General features: G+C 69.1%; 15 protein-coding genes. 10 read left to right on the top strand and 5 right to left on the bottom strand.

Annotated elements, in window-relative coordinates; translation table 11 throughout:
- Window positions 1-52: 52 nt before the first annotated feature.
- The 6 genes from BHS09_RS07865 (at window position 53) to BHS09_RS07840 (ending at window position 4,702) form a co-directional block, all read left to right on the top strand.
- Window positions 53-247 carry a hypothetical protein gene (locus BHS09_RS07865; RefSeq protein WP_140797559.1) on the top strand — a complete coding sequence of 65 codons (195 nt, stop codon included), beginning with the start codon at window positions 53-55 and terminating at the stop codon, window positions 245-247.
- A gap of 434 nt (window positions 248-681) precedes the next feature.
- Window positions 682-1,236 (top strand): peroxiredoxin, encoded by a 555-nt coding sequence (locus BHS09_RS07860; RefSeq protein ID WP_140788669.1) that lies wholly within the window; start codon window positions 682-684, stop codon window positions 1,234-1,236.
- Between the two features lie 6 nt (window positions 1,237-1,242).
- Window positions 1,243-1,767, top strand: a complete 525-nt coding sequence (locus BHS09_RS07855; protein ID WP_140788667.1) for a carboxymuconolactone decarboxylase family protein — start codon at window positions 1,243-1,245, stop codon at window positions 1,765-1,767.
- Window positions 1,768-1,898: 131 nt separating this feature from the next.
- A complete protein-coding gene (gene dps / locus BHS09_RS07850; protein ID WP_140797558.1) occupies window positions 1,899-2,375 on the top strand; it encodes a DNA starvation/stationary phase protection protein Dps in 477 nt (158 codons plus the stop codon).
- 176 nt (window positions 2,376-2,551) lie between these two features.
- Window positions 2,552-3,358, top strand: a complete 807-nt coding sequence (locus tag BHS09_RS07845; protein WP_237080223.1) for a hypothetical protein — start codon at window positions 2,552-2,554, stop codon at window positions 3,356-3,358.
- Window positions 3,359-3,412: 54 nt separating this feature from the next.
- The gene (locus tag BHS09_RS07840; protein ID WP_140797556.1) at window positions 3,413-4,702 is read left to right on the top strand and encodes a pyridoxal phosphate-dependent aminotransferase; all 1,290 of its coding nucleotides are present in this window, start codon (window positions 3,413-3,415) and stop codon (window positions 4,700-4,702) included.
- A 59-nt stretch (window positions 4,703-4,761) separates the two neighbouring features.
- Here BHS09_RS07840 and BHS09_RS07835 read toward each other — a convergent pair whose 3' ends face one another.
- On the bottom strand, window positions 4,762-5,367 hold the full coding sequence (locus BHS09_RS07835) for an SAM-dependent methyltransferase (RefSeq protein WP_140788661.1): 606 nt from the start codon (window positions 5,365-5,367) through the stop codon (window positions 4,762-4,764).
- Entirely contained in the window at window positions 5,364-6,761 is a 1,398-nt protein-coding gene (locus BHS09_RS07830) for an APC family permease (RefSeq protein ID WP_237080222.1), read from the bottom strand. Before BHS09_RS07830 ends, BHS09_RS07835 begins: the two co-directional genes overlap by 4 nt.
- Before the next feature lie 240 nt (window positions 6,762-7,001).
- Here BHS09_RS07830 and BHS09_RS07825 point away from each other — a divergent pair, with 240 nt between their 5' ends.
- Window positions 7,002-8,267, top strand: coding sequence for an MFS transporter (locus tag BHS09_RS07825; RefSeq protein ID WP_140797554.1), 1,266 nt, complete (start codon window positions 7,002-7,004; stop codon window positions 8,265-8,267).
- A gap of 21 nt (window positions 8,268-8,288) precedes the next feature.
- Here the strand turns inward: BHS09_RS07825 and BHS09_RS07820 are convergent, their stop codons facing one another.
- The 3 genes from BHS09_RS07820 to BHS09_RS07810 form a co-directional block, all read right to left on the bottom strand.
- Window positions 8,289-8,963, bottom strand: coding sequence for a DNA-3-methyladenine glycosylase family protein (locus BHS09_RS07820; protein ID WP_140788655.1), 675 nt, complete (start codon window positions 8,961-8,963; stop codon window positions 8,289-8,291).
- 70 nt (window positions 8,964-9,033) lie between these two features.
- A complete protein-coding gene (locus BHS09_RS07815; RefSeq protein WP_140788653.1) occupies window positions 9,034-9,522 on the bottom strand; it encodes a hemerythrin domain-containing protein in 489 nt (162 codons plus the stop codon).
- A 57-nt stretch (window positions 9,523-9,579) separates the two neighbouring features.
- Window positions 9,580-11,094: an FAD-dependent oxidoreductase gene (locus tag BHS09_RS07810; RefSeq protein ID WP_140797553.1), complete on the bottom strand. Its 1,515-nt coding sequence runs from the start codon at window positions 11,092-11,094 to the stop codon at window positions 9,580-9,582.
- Between the two features lie 215 nt (window positions 11,095-11,309).
- On the opposite strand from BHS09_RS07810, the gene BHS09_RS07805 reads away from it, so the two are divergent.
- Genes BHS09_RS07805 through BHS09_RS07795 form a run of 3 tightly spaced genes read left to right on the top strand, consistent with a single transcriptional unit; the run spans window position 11,310 to window position 14,018 of the window.
- A complete protein-coding gene (locus BHS09_RS07805; RefSeq protein ID WP_140797552.1) occupies window positions 11,310-11,501 on the top strand; it encodes a hypothetical protein in 192 nt (63 codons plus the stop codon).
- 4 nt (window positions 11,502-11,505) lie between these two features.
- Window positions 11,506-13,611, top strand: a complete 2,106-nt coding sequence (locus tag BHS09_RS07800; protein ID WP_174258687.1) for a PAS domain-containing sensor histidine kinase — start codon at window positions 11,506-11,508, stop codon at window positions 13,609-13,611.
- Window positions 13,608-14,018, top strand: a complete 411-nt coding sequence (locus BHS09_RS07795; protein ID WP_140788644.1) for a response regulator — start codon at window positions 13,608-13,610, stop codon at window positions 14,016-14,018. The genes BHS09_RS07800 and BHS09_RS07795 overlap by 4 nt, the downstream gene beginning before the upstream one ends.
- The last annotated feature ends 7 nt before the right edge of the window (window positions 14,019-14,025 follow it).

The raw sequence follows: 14,025 nt of genomic DNA, 5'->3' as shown, positions 1-14,025 counted from the left end.
CGTTTCCCACCGGCACCCCGAGCGCATCGCGCCATGCACTGGCTGCGAGTCATTGCCGCAACTTCTTCATCACCCGTTGGGCGCTCCCAACCTGGAGTACTTCGCACAGGCCCAGACAGGCTGGAGCAGCCAGACGATTGTCGCGGGCGATGACACCGTCGCCAGCGGCGGCGTGGCCCTGCTGACGAATGGCGCCGAGGCCACCACCGGAATCCCTCCGACGGCGAGGCGCGCGTCACCACGCTGAGGTTCTCCTCACCTTTAAGCACCCCGTCCTCCGTCACCCTGCCGCCGAGGCAAGCCGGGGTTCGAACATAACGCACCGCGTCAACACTCAGTCGCCTGTTGTAGGTGAACGGAGCACGCGTTCGCGGCCGCACATTCGAGCCGTTGCCCGGCCGCAGAGGATGCAACCACCTGAAGCTTCTCGTATTTTCCGCCCGCTCGTGAGGGTCACGAGCGGCCAGTCTCCACCCGGCTCGTCGATCCACCGAAATTGCAGTGGCGAGACGCACCGAGATTTCGTTAGACACCGGCCCAGCGGCACCGACCCAGCAGGGGTGAAATCCAACCCCTTGGAATCATTGATTCGATGTTCTGGCACGGTAACTGCTAAGCGGTAGGACAGAACCCATTCACTGGGGTCGGCTCACCGCCGGGCCCCCATCCCAAGGAGCCGTAATGCTGACCGTTGGCGACAAGATCCCGAACTTCAAGGTGAAGGCCACCGTGTCCCTGGAGAAGGGCAAGGAGTTCCAGGACATCACGAACGAGACCTACAAGGGCAAGTGGCTGGTCCTGTTCGCGTGGCCGAAGGACTTCACCTTCATCTGCCCCACGGAGATCGCGGAGTTCGGCAAGAAGAACAAGGACTTCGCTGACCGTGACGCGCAGGTCCTCGGCCTGAGCACCGACAGCGAGTTCGTGCACCACGCGTGGCGCACGCACCACCCGGACCTGAAGAACCTGCCCTTCCCGATGCTGGCGGACCTGAAGCACGAGCTGTGCAACGCGCTGGGCATCCTCCACAAGGAGGAGGGCGTGGCCCTCCGCGCGACGTTCATCGCGGACCCCGAGGGCATCATCCGCCACGTGACGGTCAACGACCTGTCCGTGGGCCGCAACGTCTCCGAGACGGTTCGCACGCTGGACGCGCTCCAGACGGACGAGCTGTGCCCCTGCAACTGGACCAAGGGTGAGGAGACCCTCACCCAGAAGCTGTCGAAGGCGGGGTAATCCACCATGGCCTCGCTCGAAGTCGTCCGCTCTGAACTCGCGGACTCCCACAAGGACACCCGCCTCAACCTCCAGGGTGTCCTGGAAGGTGGCAGCCTCACCGCGGAGCAGCGTTGGGGTGTTGCCGTGGCATGCGCCTTCGCCGCTCGGAATGAGCGGCTGAAGGAGGCCATGCTCAACGAGGCGAAGAAGGCCCTCGCGAATCCCGAGCCTGTCATCGAGGACGCGCGTGCGGCGGCGTCGTTGATGGCGATGAACAATGTGTACTACCGCTTCCGGCACATGATCGGGAAGGAGTCCTACTCGACCAAGCGCGCCGGACTGCGGATGAACCGGCTCGCGCAGGTGCTGACGAACAAGGTGGACTTCGAGCTGGTCTGCCTCGCCGTCAGCGCCATCAACGGCTGCGAGATGTGCATGCAGTCCCACGAGAAGATCGTCCTTGAAGGCGGTCTCTCCGAGGACCAGGTGCACGACGCGGTTCGCATCGCGTCGGTCATCAACGCGGCGGCGGTGGGGCTGGAGTCTTAAGCCCCTCTGTCGCGAGGCATCGCCGAAGTTTCAAGCGCCCTCCGGTGGAAACACCGGGGGGCGCTCCCTTTTTGCCCGCCACGCATCCAACCTGCCGACACCGACCAACACACAGCCGAAAGGAAGACACCATGTACCGCAGCCCCAGCCCCCTGCCCGAGAAGACCCGCGCCGCCATCGCTGAATCGCTCAACGAGCGGCTCGCGGACGGGCTCGACCTGCACTCGCAAATCAAGGTCGCGCACTGGAACATCAAGGGTCCGCAGTTCGCCTCGCTCCACCCGCTGTTCGAGACGTTCGCGGTGAGCCTGGCCACGCACAACGACTCCATCGCCGAGCGCGCGGTGACGCTGGGTGGCAAGGCCTACGGCACCAGCCGCCACGTGGGCAAGGCGAGCCACCTGCCGGAGTATCCGCAGGAGACGACGCGCGACATGGAGCACGTGAAGCTGCTGGCCGAGCGCATCGAAATCTACCTGGATGGCCTGCGGAAGAGCCGCGCGCTCTTCATCGAGAACGGGGACTCGGACTCCGAGGGCCTCACCACGGACATCATCACCGAATTCGAGAAGCATGCGTGGTTCCTGCGCGCTTCGCTCGAAGGCTGAACCGCCTTACCCGGACGGGCCCGCCGGGGCTGTGCACCACGCTGCACGCACATCCCGGGCCCTGTCCCGGCCGCGCCTCGTGTTCTCGCGAGGTTGCGCTGGGCATGAGGGTTGCTCTCCACGGGGTATGTCTCACCGCGAAGCCGCGGTGCCGTGCAACCCCTGGAGAAGCGCCCATGCGACGCATCACCTGTCTTGCCCTCACCGTCCTCGTCACTGCCTGTGGCGGCGGCGCCCCCACGCAGGAAGAAGTGGACGCCGCCCGTCAGCGCGTGGAGCGCGTGGTGGCGGCCTCGCATCAGGTGCGCGGCGCGCTGGAAGCCCTGGGCGTGCTGCCCGTGTACACCTGCGGTGAGCCTCGGCGCGCCTTCCTCAGCACCGCCGCGCATGACGTGCGCAAGCGGTGGGCCTGCGCCCGCGCCGCGGTGGAGCCCCATGACAGCGTAACGGACCGCGTGGTGCTCACCTTCGATGAAGGCGGCTGTGACGTGCACGGCCTGCGCTTCGCCGGCCAGGCCGCGTTCCTCTACCGCGGCGGCGAGGACCTCATGGAGGTGGAGGCGGACCTGCGCGGACTGACGGTGGACGGACACCCGCTCCAGGCGGAGGTGGGCTACGGCACCTGCGGCGACGAGACGCGCCTGTGGGCGAACGTGCAAGGCGGCGTCCCTGGACGGCAGGGCCACACGTTCCGCGTCGATGGCCGTGTGGGCATGCGAGCCGGCATGCCCGTGATTGGTGGCACGTCGCTGGTGCTGGATGGTCCGGGCGAGCTGACGGGCCCTCATGGCACCGACCGCCTCACGCTGACGGGGCTGCACTACGAGGTGGGCGAATACCTGCCGAAGGAAGGCACCGCGGTGCTGGAGACGGCGGACGGGCGGCGCGTGGAAGCCCGCTTCCAGCCCGTCCTGTGGCGCCTGGGCAAGGCCGAGGTGACGGTCGACGACCTGGAGCCGGTGACGGTGCCCATCGTCCGCTGAGCGGGCGCGCGGAGGCAGCGCGCACGGCGCGGACTTCCGCTAGGGTGTGACGCCGTGAGCGACGACGTTCCCCTTCCGGCATTCCGCGCCGTGCCCCGCACCGGCGTCATCTTCGTCACCGCCGAGGCCTCCCGCCGCGGCTACCGCTCCAGCGACCCGGAGTGGTGCAACCTGGGCCAGGGCCAGCCGGAGACGGGAGACCTCCCCCGCGCGCCGCCCCGGCTGAACCAGGTCACCATCGACGTGGCCGACATGGAGTACGCCCCCGTCGCCGGTCTCTGGGAGGTGCGCGAGTCCATCGCCAGCCTCTACAACCGGCTCTACCGCCGGGGCATGCCCAGCCAGTACAGCGCGGAGAACGTGAGCCTGTCCGGCGGTGGCCGCGCGGCGCTCACCCGCGCCGCGGCCAGCCTGGGCGCCGTCAACCTGGGCCACTTCCTGCCGGACTACACGGCCTACGAGGAGCTGCTGGACGTCTTCAAGGCGTTCACCGCCATCCCCATCCTCCTGGAGGGTGAGCGCGGCTATGCCTTCACCGCGGAGGACTTGCGGCGCGAGGTGCAGGGCCGCGGCCTGTCGGCGCTGCTCTTCTCCAACCCCTGCAACCCCACCGGCAAGCTGGTGCACGGCGAGGAGATGGCGCGCTGGGTGAGCGTGGCCCGCGAGCACGAGTGCTCGTTGCTCGTCGACGAGTTCTATTCACACTACATCTGGACGGGCCGCCCCGGGCACCTGCCGGTGGAGAGCGCCGCCCGCTACGTGGAGGACGTGAACAAGGACCCGGTGGTCTTGTTCGACGGCTTCACGAAGAACTGGCGCTACCCGGGCTGGCGCATGACGTGGACGGTGGGGCCGCGTCAGGTCATCGAGGCCGTCTCCAGCGCGGGCAGCTTCCTGGATGGCGGTGGCAGCCGGCCGCTCCAGCGCGCGGCGATTCAACTCCTCCAGGAGGAACCCGTGGTGGCGGAGACGATGGCCATCCACAACGCCTTCCGGGAGAAGCGGGACCGCTTCCACTCCCGGCTGGAGCGCATCGGCATCCGCACGGACCGCGCGCCGGACGGCACCTTCTATGTCTGGGGCAACGTGTCTGGACTGCCGCCGCCGCTCAACGACGGCATGGGCTTCTTCCGCGCCGCGCTGGACCAGAAAATCATCGCCGTGCCGGGTGAGTTCTTCGACGTGAATCCCGGCAAGCGCCGCGCGCGCCCCTCGCGCTTCCGCGGCTACGTACGCCTGTCCTTCGGCCCGTCCATGGAGACGCTGGAGAAGGCCTTGTCGCGGTTGGAGGCCATGGTGCTCCACTACTCGCGCACGCCGGGTCAGCCGCCGCCGGCGCCCTGACGCGAAATGGCCCGGCCCCTCCACGCGAGGGTGCCGGGCCAGGGCGCCTCGAGCCGTGCTCAGCGGGGCGCGCCGCCCGTGCCGCGCTCGGGGACGACCCAGAGGTAGAGCGTCCGTCCCTCGCTCTGCACCGTCTTGGTCGGCGCCCAGTCCCCCATGTCGAAGCTGTGCGACACGATGCGCGTGCCTGGCTTCAGCTCCGAGAGCAGCTTGGACTTGAGCCGCTCGTTGACGGAGGGCAGCAGGTAGAGCGTCACCACCGACGCGTCACTGATGTCCGCGTCGAAGAGGTCTCCCTGGCGGAACTCCACCTTGTTCTTCACGCCCGCCTGGCTCGCGTTCTGGTTGGCCTCGGCGATGCGCTCCGGGTTGATGTCCACGCCCACGGCGTGCTTCGCCCCGTGCTTCTGGACAGCGGAGATGACGATGCGGCCGTCTCCGCTGCCCAAATCATAGACAGTGTCCCCGGGCTTCACGCCAGCCAATGCCAGCATCCCATCCACGGCACCTTCCGGTGTGGGGACGAAGGGAACGTCGGGTGCCTGAATCGCGCCGCCTGATGGGCCGCGAACCTGCACCGTCACCGTCTGCTGCGCCGTCGAGACACTCGCGGCGTTCGCGGCCATCCCCACCATGGACGCGAGAACCATCATCCTTCGCTTCATGTCGCCTCCTTCGTTCGTTGCAATCTGGGAGAAGAAGAGGCCTTGGGGGAGGCACCCTGCGAGCCCCTGCGGGTCCGCGCCGTCTCCACGGCGAGCAGCACGCCGCCCGTGCCCAGCACGGCCAGCCCCGCGAGCGCGCCCAGCCCGGTGAAGGCCAGGCTGGAATAGAGGACGTAGGCGCAGATGCCGATGAAGAGCAGCGGCGTGAGCGGATACAGCGGCACGCGGAACGGCCGTGGCGCATCCGGCTCGCGCACGCGCAGCACCATCAGCGACACGCCCGTCAGCAGGAAGAAGAGCCAGAAGACGGGCGCGGTGTACTCCACCATCGTCTCGAAGCCCTGACGCGTCAGCGTCCCCAGCCCCACCAACGCCAGGGAGATGGCCCCCTGCACCAGCAGCGCGCGGGACGGGCCATTGGACTTCGCGCGCCACTGCCCCAGCCCATTGAACAGCACGCTGTCCCGCCCGAAGGCATAGTGGGTCCGGGCCCCCGTCAGCACCGTGGCGTTGGCGGACGTCAGCGCGGAGATGGCGATGATGACGCTCAGCACCAGCGCGCCCCCGCTGCCCACCGCGCGCTGCATCAGGTCCGCGGCCACCGCCTCCGAACGCGCCATGCCTTCGAGCCCCAGGCCGCGCAGGTACGCCACGTTGACCAGCAGGTACAGCGCCGTCACCAGCCCGATGCTCGCCAGCAGAGACCACGCAATGGCGCGCCGCGAACCCCGCACCTCCGAGGACAGGTACGCCACCTCGTTCCAGCCGCCGTACGTCAGCAGCACGAACACCATGGCCAGGCCCCAGGCGGTCCCCGACGACGCGGCCGGTGTCGGCGCCACCTCCGCGGGCACCAGAGCGGGCGTGAACAGCAGCCCCACGATGACGACAGCCCCCACTCCCAGAACCTCCAGGGCCGTGAGCAGGTTCTGCGTACGGGTCCCCTGCCGAAGTCCGGCGATATTCACCGCCGTCAGCCCCACCACCAGCATGGCCGCGTAGACGGGCGACGAATACGGTCCCAGGGGGAAGAGCTGCGTGGCGTAGTCCCCGAAGACGAAGGCCAGCAGTGCGATGGAGCCGGTGGGGATGACGGTCAGCCGCGCCCACGCGAAGAGGAAGGCGGGCCCCTTGCCCAGGGCGCGGTACAGGTAGTGGTAGTCCCCGCCCGGGTGAGGCCAGGCGCTGGCCAGCTCCGCGTAACACAGCGCCCCCACCAGCGACGCGACACCGCCCAGCAGCCACGTGAGCAGCATGGCCTCACCACTGGCGGACTGCGCGGCCACCAGCGAGGGCGCCTTGAAGATGCCTGCCCCCAGGACGATGCCCACTGTAAGGGCCATCACATCCAGCACGCGCAATGACGGAGACGGCGCGGACTCACCACGCTTCAAGGCTTCGAATCCTGCTTGCTGCTCCTGCATGGTCACATGCTCCACGCGCCTCGGCAGCCTCCGCCGTCCGGCGCAAAATGAGGCCGGGTTCCGGCCGTGGGGAGGATGAGCCTAGAGACCGCCCCCTCCCCGTCCATGAGACGGAGGGCTCCTCTGCACTGCCGTGGACAGGGCTCCACATCCGGACTGGCGAGCGGACACTTCCTCGTTCCCGACATGGTGGCTCTATGCTGGGTATCAATGAGACTCCCGTCGTCCCGGCTCGCCCTGCTGTGCATGCTCTACTTCGTGCAGGGCCTGCCCTTCGGCTTCCAGGCCACCGCCCTGCCGGTGTACCTGCGCTCGCAGGGCGTCTCGCTGACCACCATTGGACTGCTCGGCGCGCTGTGGTTGCCCTGGGCCCTCAAGGCGCTCTGGGCGCCCCTGGTGGACCGGTATGGCTCGGCGCGCATCGGCCGGCGCAAGTCGTGGATTCTGCCGATGCAGGCGGGGCTCGCGGCCAGCTGCGCCGCGGCGGCGGTCGCGGCTTCACGGGACGCGCTCCCCGCCCTGCTGGCGCTCGTCTTCCTGATGAACCTGTTCGCCGCCACGCAGGACATCGCGGTGGATGGCTTCGCCGTGGACACCCTGCGCCCCAGTGAGCTGGGCCTGGGCAACACCGCGCAGGTGGTGGGCTACAAACTGGGAATGCTGACGGGCGGCGGGCTCCTGGTGTGGGCCAGCGCGCGCATCGGCTGGTCCGGCCTCTTCGTCGCCATGGCGCTGCTGTGTCTGGCCGTCTTCACGGTGATGCTCTTCGTCCGGGAGTCTCCCCCCGAGGCGCATGCCACGCCGTCCACGCCCACCGCCCGGCAGGAGCCGGATTGGCGCGAGCTGTTCCAGCGGCTCAAGAAGGCGCTCCTGCTGCCGGGCGCGGGCTGGCTGCTGCTCTTCATCACCACGTACAAGCTGGGCGAGAGCATGTCCGACGTGCTCTTCAAGCCGTTCCTCGTCGACGCGGGCTTCACCGCCGCGCAGATTGGCCTGTGGGTGGGCACGTGGGGCACGGGCGCGTCCATTGCCGGCTCACTGGCCGGAGGACTGCTGGCCTCCCGCATGCCGCTGCTGGGCGCTGTGGGGCTCACCGCGTCCCTGCGGGTGATTCCCCTGGTGGGACGGTGGCTGCTGGCCACGGGAGGCGTCACCGACGCGGGCGTCATCGGCGTCACCATGGCCGAGGAGTTCTTCGGCGGCGCCCTCACCACGGTGATGTTCGCCTTCATGATGTCGCGCGTGGACCGCCGCATCGGCGCCACGCACTACACGCTGCTCGCCAGCCTGGAGGTCTGGGGCAAGGCGCCCGCGGGCCCGCTCGCGGGCTGGCTCGCGGACCCGAAACACGGGCTCAACCTGGGCTACGCGCCCGTCTTCCTGCTGGGCATCGCCCTGTCCGTGGCCTTCCTGGTGCTGCTGGTGCCCATGCGGCGCCAGCGGCATGCCCCGAGCACCGCGCTCAACACCGCCTGAGGCCACAGCCCAGGAACGCCGTCAGCCCTCCACGGGCGGCGCGTCGGGGAGCTCCGCCGAGCGCCACATGTACCAGCTGGCCACCGAGCGCCAGGGCCTCCAGCGCTCGCCGTAAGCGAGCAGCGCCTTGGGCTTGGGCATCTCCGGCAGGCCATAGGCTTTCATGAAGCCCTTGCGCACGCCGTAGTCGTCCACGGGCAGCACGTCGGGTCGCTCGAGCTGGAACATGAGCAGCATCTCCACCGTCCACTGGCCAATGCCGCGCACCTGGGTGAAGTGCTCGATGAGCTCGGCGTCATCCATGCGCCGGACCTTGGCCAGCGGCGGCACGGTGCCGTCCAGTGTCTTGCGCGCCAGGTCCTGGAGCGCGGCCAGCTTGTTGGCGGACAGGCCCGCTTCGCGCAGCGACGTGTCCGGAACCGCGAGCAGCGCCTGGGGCGTGAACTTCCGTCCCGAGCCCACGCGCTCGCACACGCGACCGAAGATGGTAGCGGCCGCCTTGCCGTGGAGCTGCTGGTAGACGATGGACTCCGCCAGCGCGCCGAACGGGCTGTGCAGCGGACGCACCTGGAGGCGGAAGGGACCGACCTGCTTCATCAATGCGCCCAGCGTCGGGTCCGCGCGCGACAGGGCACGGCGGACCGAGGGCGTGTAGTAACTGGGGTATCGAATGACGTCGGGAGGAGGACGCGGCATGGGCGGCAGCCATGATGCCGCCGCCCAGCCCCCTTCACGCAACCCGATTCTTGCGGCAAGCCGCCGCCGCTCAAATCGGCGCGGCGTGCTCCGTCTCGGCGGGAACCTGGGTGCGAGGCTCGCCCTCCATGAGCTCCTCGAACTCCTGCTGCATCTGGACGCCCAGGTCCACGAGCTGCTCCTTGGACATGTGCTTGCGGACCTTCTTGAAGAGCTCGCCCTCTTCCTCTTCGACGTGGTGCTCAATCTGTTCCTGGAGCACCTGCATCTTCGCGTCGAACTCCTCGTCCGCCGGCTCCAGGTCCAGCAGGTCGGCGATGAGGCGCTTGGCGGACAGGTGTTCCTCGGCGGCCTCGCGCAGCAGGTCTTCCGTGTCCTGGGCCTTGGCCGCGGGATAGAAGTACTGCTCCTCGATGGAGGCGTGCGCGCTCAAGCGGTCGGAAATCATCTCGAAGAGTTCCTGGCGTTTCGCCTCCGCTCCCTCCGAGAGCTTCTCGTATTTCTTGAACAGCTTCTTCACCTCGTCGTGCTGCTGCGTCAACAGTTCGATAGCGTCCATGCGCGCCCTCTCCCGTGTGGATGATGTGTGTCGTGTTGAGGTGTGAAGACGTGTGGCTCAGGTCAGCAGCTTCTTCGCCGGCAGGTCCTTCACGGCGGGGCCGTTGAGCACCTTGCCGGTGGGACTGAAGCGCCCCCCGTGACAGGGACAGTCCCAGGAGCGCTCCGCGCCGTTCCAGTGCACGTGGCAGCCCAGGTGCGTGCACACCGGGGACACCGCGTGCGTGGTGCCGTCCTCCGCGCGGTACACCGCGACCTTCTGTCCCGCGACCTCCAGGACCTTGCCCTCGCCGGGCGCCACGTCCGCCAGCCGGTGCCCGTCCGGCCGTGACAGGCGGTCCGCGACGAAGTGGAAGGCGACCTCCGCGTTCTCCTGGAGGAAGTCCTTCGCGCCCGCCTGAGGCTTCACCCGCGTCGCCGAGTAGAGCGCGGCGAAGGGGTTCTGCCTGTCGAGGATGGCGTCGGAGAGAATCATCCCCGCCAGCGTGCCGAACGTCATGCCCGTGCCGGAGAAGCCGGTGGCCACGTACACGTGGCGGCTGGCCGTGTTGCGGCCGATGTACGCCAGCCCGTCCGCGGGCTCGATGACCTGGCCGGACCAGCGGTGGGTGATGTCCGTCACCGGGAAGCGCCGCAGCGTGTAGGCCTCCAGCGCGGCGTAGCGCCGGGCGGTGTCCTCGTCGGTGCCGACCTTGTGGTCCTCGCCGCCCACGATGACGTAGGTGCGCCCGTTCACCTGCTGCGTGCGGATGTAGTGATAGGGCTCCTGGCTGTCGTAGTACTGGCCCGGCTCCAGCGGCCCGTTGAGCGGCCCCGCCACCGCGTAGGTGCGGTAGGGGTAGAGCTTGGTGTGCATGGCCACGCGGTTGAGCGGCGTGGTGGTGGCCTCCACCACGGCCGCGGCGGTGACGGTGCCCCGGTCGGTGACGACGCGGCAGGGCGCGCCGTCGTGGACCTCCGTCACCCGCGTGTTCTCGAAGAGGTGGCTGCCATCGCCGGGAATCCGGTCCGCCAGCGCCAGCAGGTACTTGCGAGGATGGAAGAGCGCCTGGTCCTCCACCCGCAGGGCGCCCTTCACGGGATACGGCAAGGGCACGTCGTGGGTGAAGGTGGCCAGCAAGCCGGCCTCGCGCGCGGCGGTGACTTCGTGGTGCAGGTCGGCCAGCTCGCGCTCCGTCTCCGCGTAGCGGTACATGGGCATGCGCTGGAAGTCACAGTCGATGCCGAGCTCGTCGACCAGCGCGGCAATCTGCTCGATGGCCGCGCGGCTGGAGGACGCCGCGAGCTGGGCCCCCTTCTCACCGAAGTCGCGCCGCAGCGTGGCGTAGGGCGTGTCGAGCACCTCGGTGAGGTGCGCGGTCGTCTGGCCCGTCTGCCCCGACAGGATGCGGTGCATGTCCAGCACCGCCACGCGCTTGCCAGCGCGCTTCAGGAGCCACGCCGTGGTCAGCCCGGCCATCCCCCCGCCGATGATGGCCACGTCCACCGTCACGTCACCCGGCAGCGCCGGGAAGTCGCGCGGGGGGGCCGTCACCGTCCAAAGCGACCTGTGCGCCCGCTGCTCGTCGTCCATGGCCCAAGGCTAGGAACGGCGCCCCGGAGCGATAAGCCACGGGAGCGGACCTCATGGCTGGCTGCCTACCCAGCTTCGAGACGTTGCAGATGTACACGAGCGAACACTGCCGGCCCTCTCGTGTTCGCAAATCACGGTGCGGGCAAGCCTGTTCTGGGGCGGCTCGCCGACGCGCGTTACAAAAACCCGGCCCCAGGAGCCGAGGAGCTTCGACGATGCCCGTGGAAAGATTGGCTGGAAGCGCCAGCCTCGTCGACGTCCTGGACCGGGTGCTGGGCCGGGGTCTGCGCTGGGACACGAACGTCCACAAGCAGGCGCTCCAGGACTGGCCACCCGCGTCCACACGCACCATCGTGGTGAAGTTCGTGGAGGTGCGAACGCCCACCCCTCATTCCCGCGGAGCCTGACGCAGTGGCCCCCCCCGCCGCACTGCCCACCCCAACGCCCGAGCCAGACGTCGAAGCACGGCTCGCCCTGGCCGAGCAGCTGCTCGCCTGCGACGAGCCACGTCTGTGCGCGCGGCACGTGGTGGCGTGGCTCACCCGCGAGCGGCCGTCGGACGTCGCCGCCTGCCTCGCGCGCGACAGCGGCACGGGAGGGTGGGTCTGCCTCGCGGCCCGCAACCTCTCCGAGGCCCAGCGCGACGCCCTGGCGTTCCAGCCCGGTGAGGCCTCCCATCCCCTGGCGGAGACCCTGACGCAGGGGGCACCTCGCTTCTTCGCCACCCCCTGGGCCCCACTTCCGGCCGTGGGGTGCATCGCGGTGCCCCTGGGCCGTCCCGGAGCGCCCGCTGCGGGCCTGCTGCTGCTGTCCGCGGACGGCCCCACGCTGACGCCGGACGCCGCCTGGGTGAGCGCGCACGTCGGCCCCCGGCTGGCCGCCATGCTGCCCACGGAGCGCCGCGAGGTGGCGGGCGGCGAGCTGCTCCGTCGCATCATCGACACCGTGGCGGACCCCGTGCTGCTGACGGACCTGGAGGGGCGGCCCCACATCGCCAACGCCCGCGCGGAGGTGCTGCTGGTGGCGGGGCCGGATGCGAGCGAAGGCCGCCGCCGGGCGACGGAGCTCAACCGGCAGGTGTTCTCCTCCGCGCTGGCCAGCTTCGCCAGCGGTGACACATCCACCGTACGCCGCCGGGAAGTCCCGCTGGTGGACCCGGTGGAGGGAATCGACCTGCTCTTCGAGGTCGTCAGCACGCCCGTGCTCGAGCCGGATGGCCGCGAGGCCCTGGTGAGCGTGCTGCGCAACGTGACGGACCTGGGCCGCGCCACCCAGGCGCTGGGGGAGAGCTACCGGCGCCTGCGCGCCACGGAGCGGGAGGCCCGCAGCGAGCGCCACCGGCTGGACCGCGTGCTGGACTCCGTGCCGGACCCCCTCATCCTGTCCGACCCGGCGGGCGGCATGGTGATGATGAACGGCCCGGCGGAGAAGCTCTTCGCCACGCACCCCGACAGTGGGGAGGCGGCGCTGCGGCGGCTGCGCTCCAACAACGCGAGCTTCTCGTCGTTCCTCGCCAACCTGCTGGACGCGGAGGGCCGGCCCCGCTGGCGCGGGCAGCTCGGGCTGTTGGACCCGGCCACGGGCGCCACGCTCCCCATGGAGGCCGTGGCCAGCAAGGTCCTGGGCGACTCCGGTGAGCTGACGGGCATCGTCACCCTCTTCCACGACCGCAGCGAGGCGCTGGAGAAGGCGCGCCTGTTGGAGCGGGTGAAGGAAGGCTCCGTCCACCTGGAGGCGCGCGTGCAGGCCGCCACCGCGGAGCTGGCCGAACAGAACGAGATGCTGCGCCGGCAGGCCATCCAGGTGGAGCAGGCCAGCGCGGCCAAGTCCCAGTTCCTGGCCAACATGTCCCACGAGTTCCGCACGCCGCTCAACGCCATCCTTGGCTACACGAACATGCTGCTGCAGGGCGTGTCCGGCGAACTGAACCCGGCGCAGAAACGGAACCTCACGCGCATCGACTCCAACGGCAGACACCTGCTGGAGGTCATCAACGAGATTCTGGACATCACCCGCATCGAAGCGGGCCGCATGCCCTTGAACCTGTCGGACTTCGGCATCCCGGAGCTGCTCCAGGAGGTGATGGCGGAGATGGACCCCATCATCGCGCGCAGCAAGCTGACGGTGAGCGCCCACCTCGGCCCGCGCGTGCCGGCTGTGTACAGTGACCGGCAGAAGGTGAAACAAATCGTCCTCAACCTCCTGTCGAATGCGTTGAAGTTCACGCACGAAGGTTCAGTGCAGGTGCAGGCAGAGTACGTGGCTGCTACGTCCACGCTCACCATCTCCGTGACGGACACGGGCATTGGCATCGACCCAGCGAACCAGGAAAAAATCTTCGAGGACTTCCAGCAGGTGGACAGCTCTCCGACCCGGGCCTATGGAGGCACCGGGCTGGGGCTCTCCATCTGCCGGCGCCTGGCGGCCATGCTGGGGGGACGCGTCACCCTCCAGAGCACCCAGGGCGAGGGTTCGACATTCACCCTGCACTTCCCCCGACGCGCGAGGCGCGCATGACGAACCCATCTGAGACCCCGAAGCCCCTCGTGCTCGTCGTAGACGACTATCAAGATGCCCGGGAGATGTACGCCGAGTACCTGGAGTTCTCGGGCTTTCGCGTCGCCGAGGCGAAGAACGGCCAGGAGGCGCTGGACAAGGCCTTCGAGCTGCGGCCCGACATCATCCTCATGGACCTGTCGCTGCCCATCATGGACGGCTGGGAGGCGACACGGCGGCTGAAGGGCGACGACCGCACGCGCGCCATCCCCGTAGTGGCGCTCACGGGCCATGCGATGACGGGGCAGTCCGACGAAGCCAAGGGCGCGGGCTGCGACTCCTTCGTCACCAAGCCCTGCCTGCCGGACGCGCTGGTGGATGAAGTCCGCCGCGTGCTCGCCACCCACGGAGGCGCATCGGCGAGGTGAAGCGCAC

Origin of the sequence: Myxococcus xanthus (assembly GCF_006402735.1) — a bacterium.
GTDB classification, from domain to species: Bacteria; Myxococcota; Myxococcia; order Myxococcales; family Myxococcaceae; genus Myxococcus; species Myxococcus xanthus_A.
This window is presented reverse-complemented; position numbering and strand designations above follow the sequence as displayed.

What these genes read in the sequence shown, in the direction of transcription:
- BHS09_RS07860 (WP_140788669.1), top strand. Translation starts at nt 682, where the DNA reads ATGCTGACCGTTGGCGACAAGATCCCGAACTTCAAGGTGAAGGCCACC.
- BHS09_RS07855 (WP_140788667.1), top strand. Translation starts at nt 1,243, where the DNA reads ATGGCCTCGCTCGAAGTCGTCCGCTCTGAACTCGCGGACTCCCACAAG.
- dps (WP_140797558.1), top strand. Translation starts at nt 1,899, where the DNA reads ATGTACCGCAGCCCCAGCCCCCTGCCCGAGAAGACCCGCGCCGCCATC.
- BHS09_RS07845 (WP_237080223.1), top strand. Translation starts at nt 2,552, where the DNA reads ATGCGACGCATCACCTGTCTTGCCCTCACCGTCCTCGTCACTGCCTGT.
- BHS09_RS07835 (WP_140788661.1), bottom strand. Translation starts at nt 5,367, where the DNA reads ATGAAGCGAAGGATGATGGTTCTCGCGTCCATGGTGGGGATGGCCGCG.
- BHS09_RS07825 (WP_140797554.1), top strand. Translation starts at nt 7,002, where the DNA reads ATGAGACTCCCGTCGTCCCGGCTCGCCCTGCTGTGCATGCTCTACTTC.
- BHS09_RS07820 (WP_140788655.1), bottom strand. Translation starts at nt 8,963, where the DNA reads ATGCCGCGTCCTCCTCCCGACGTCATTCGATACCCCAGTTACTACACG.
- BHS09_RS07815 (WP_140788653.1), bottom strand. Translation starts at nt 9,522, where the DNA reads ATGGACGCTATCGAACTGTTGACGCAGCAGCACGACGAGGTGAAGAAG.
- BHS09_RS07810 (WP_140797553.1), bottom strand. Translation starts at nt 11,094, where the DNA reads ATGGACGACGAGCAGCGGGCGCACAGGTCGCTTTGGACGGTGACGGCC.
- BHS09_RS07805 (WP_140797552.1), top strand. Translation starts at nt 11,310, where the DNA reads ATGCCCGTGGAAAGATTGGCTGGAAGCGCCAGCCTCGTCGACGTCCTG.
- BHS09_RS07795 (WP_140788644.1), top strand. Translation starts at nt 13,608, where the DNA reads ATGACGAACCCATCTGAGACCCCGAAGCCCCTCGTGCTCGTCGTAGAC.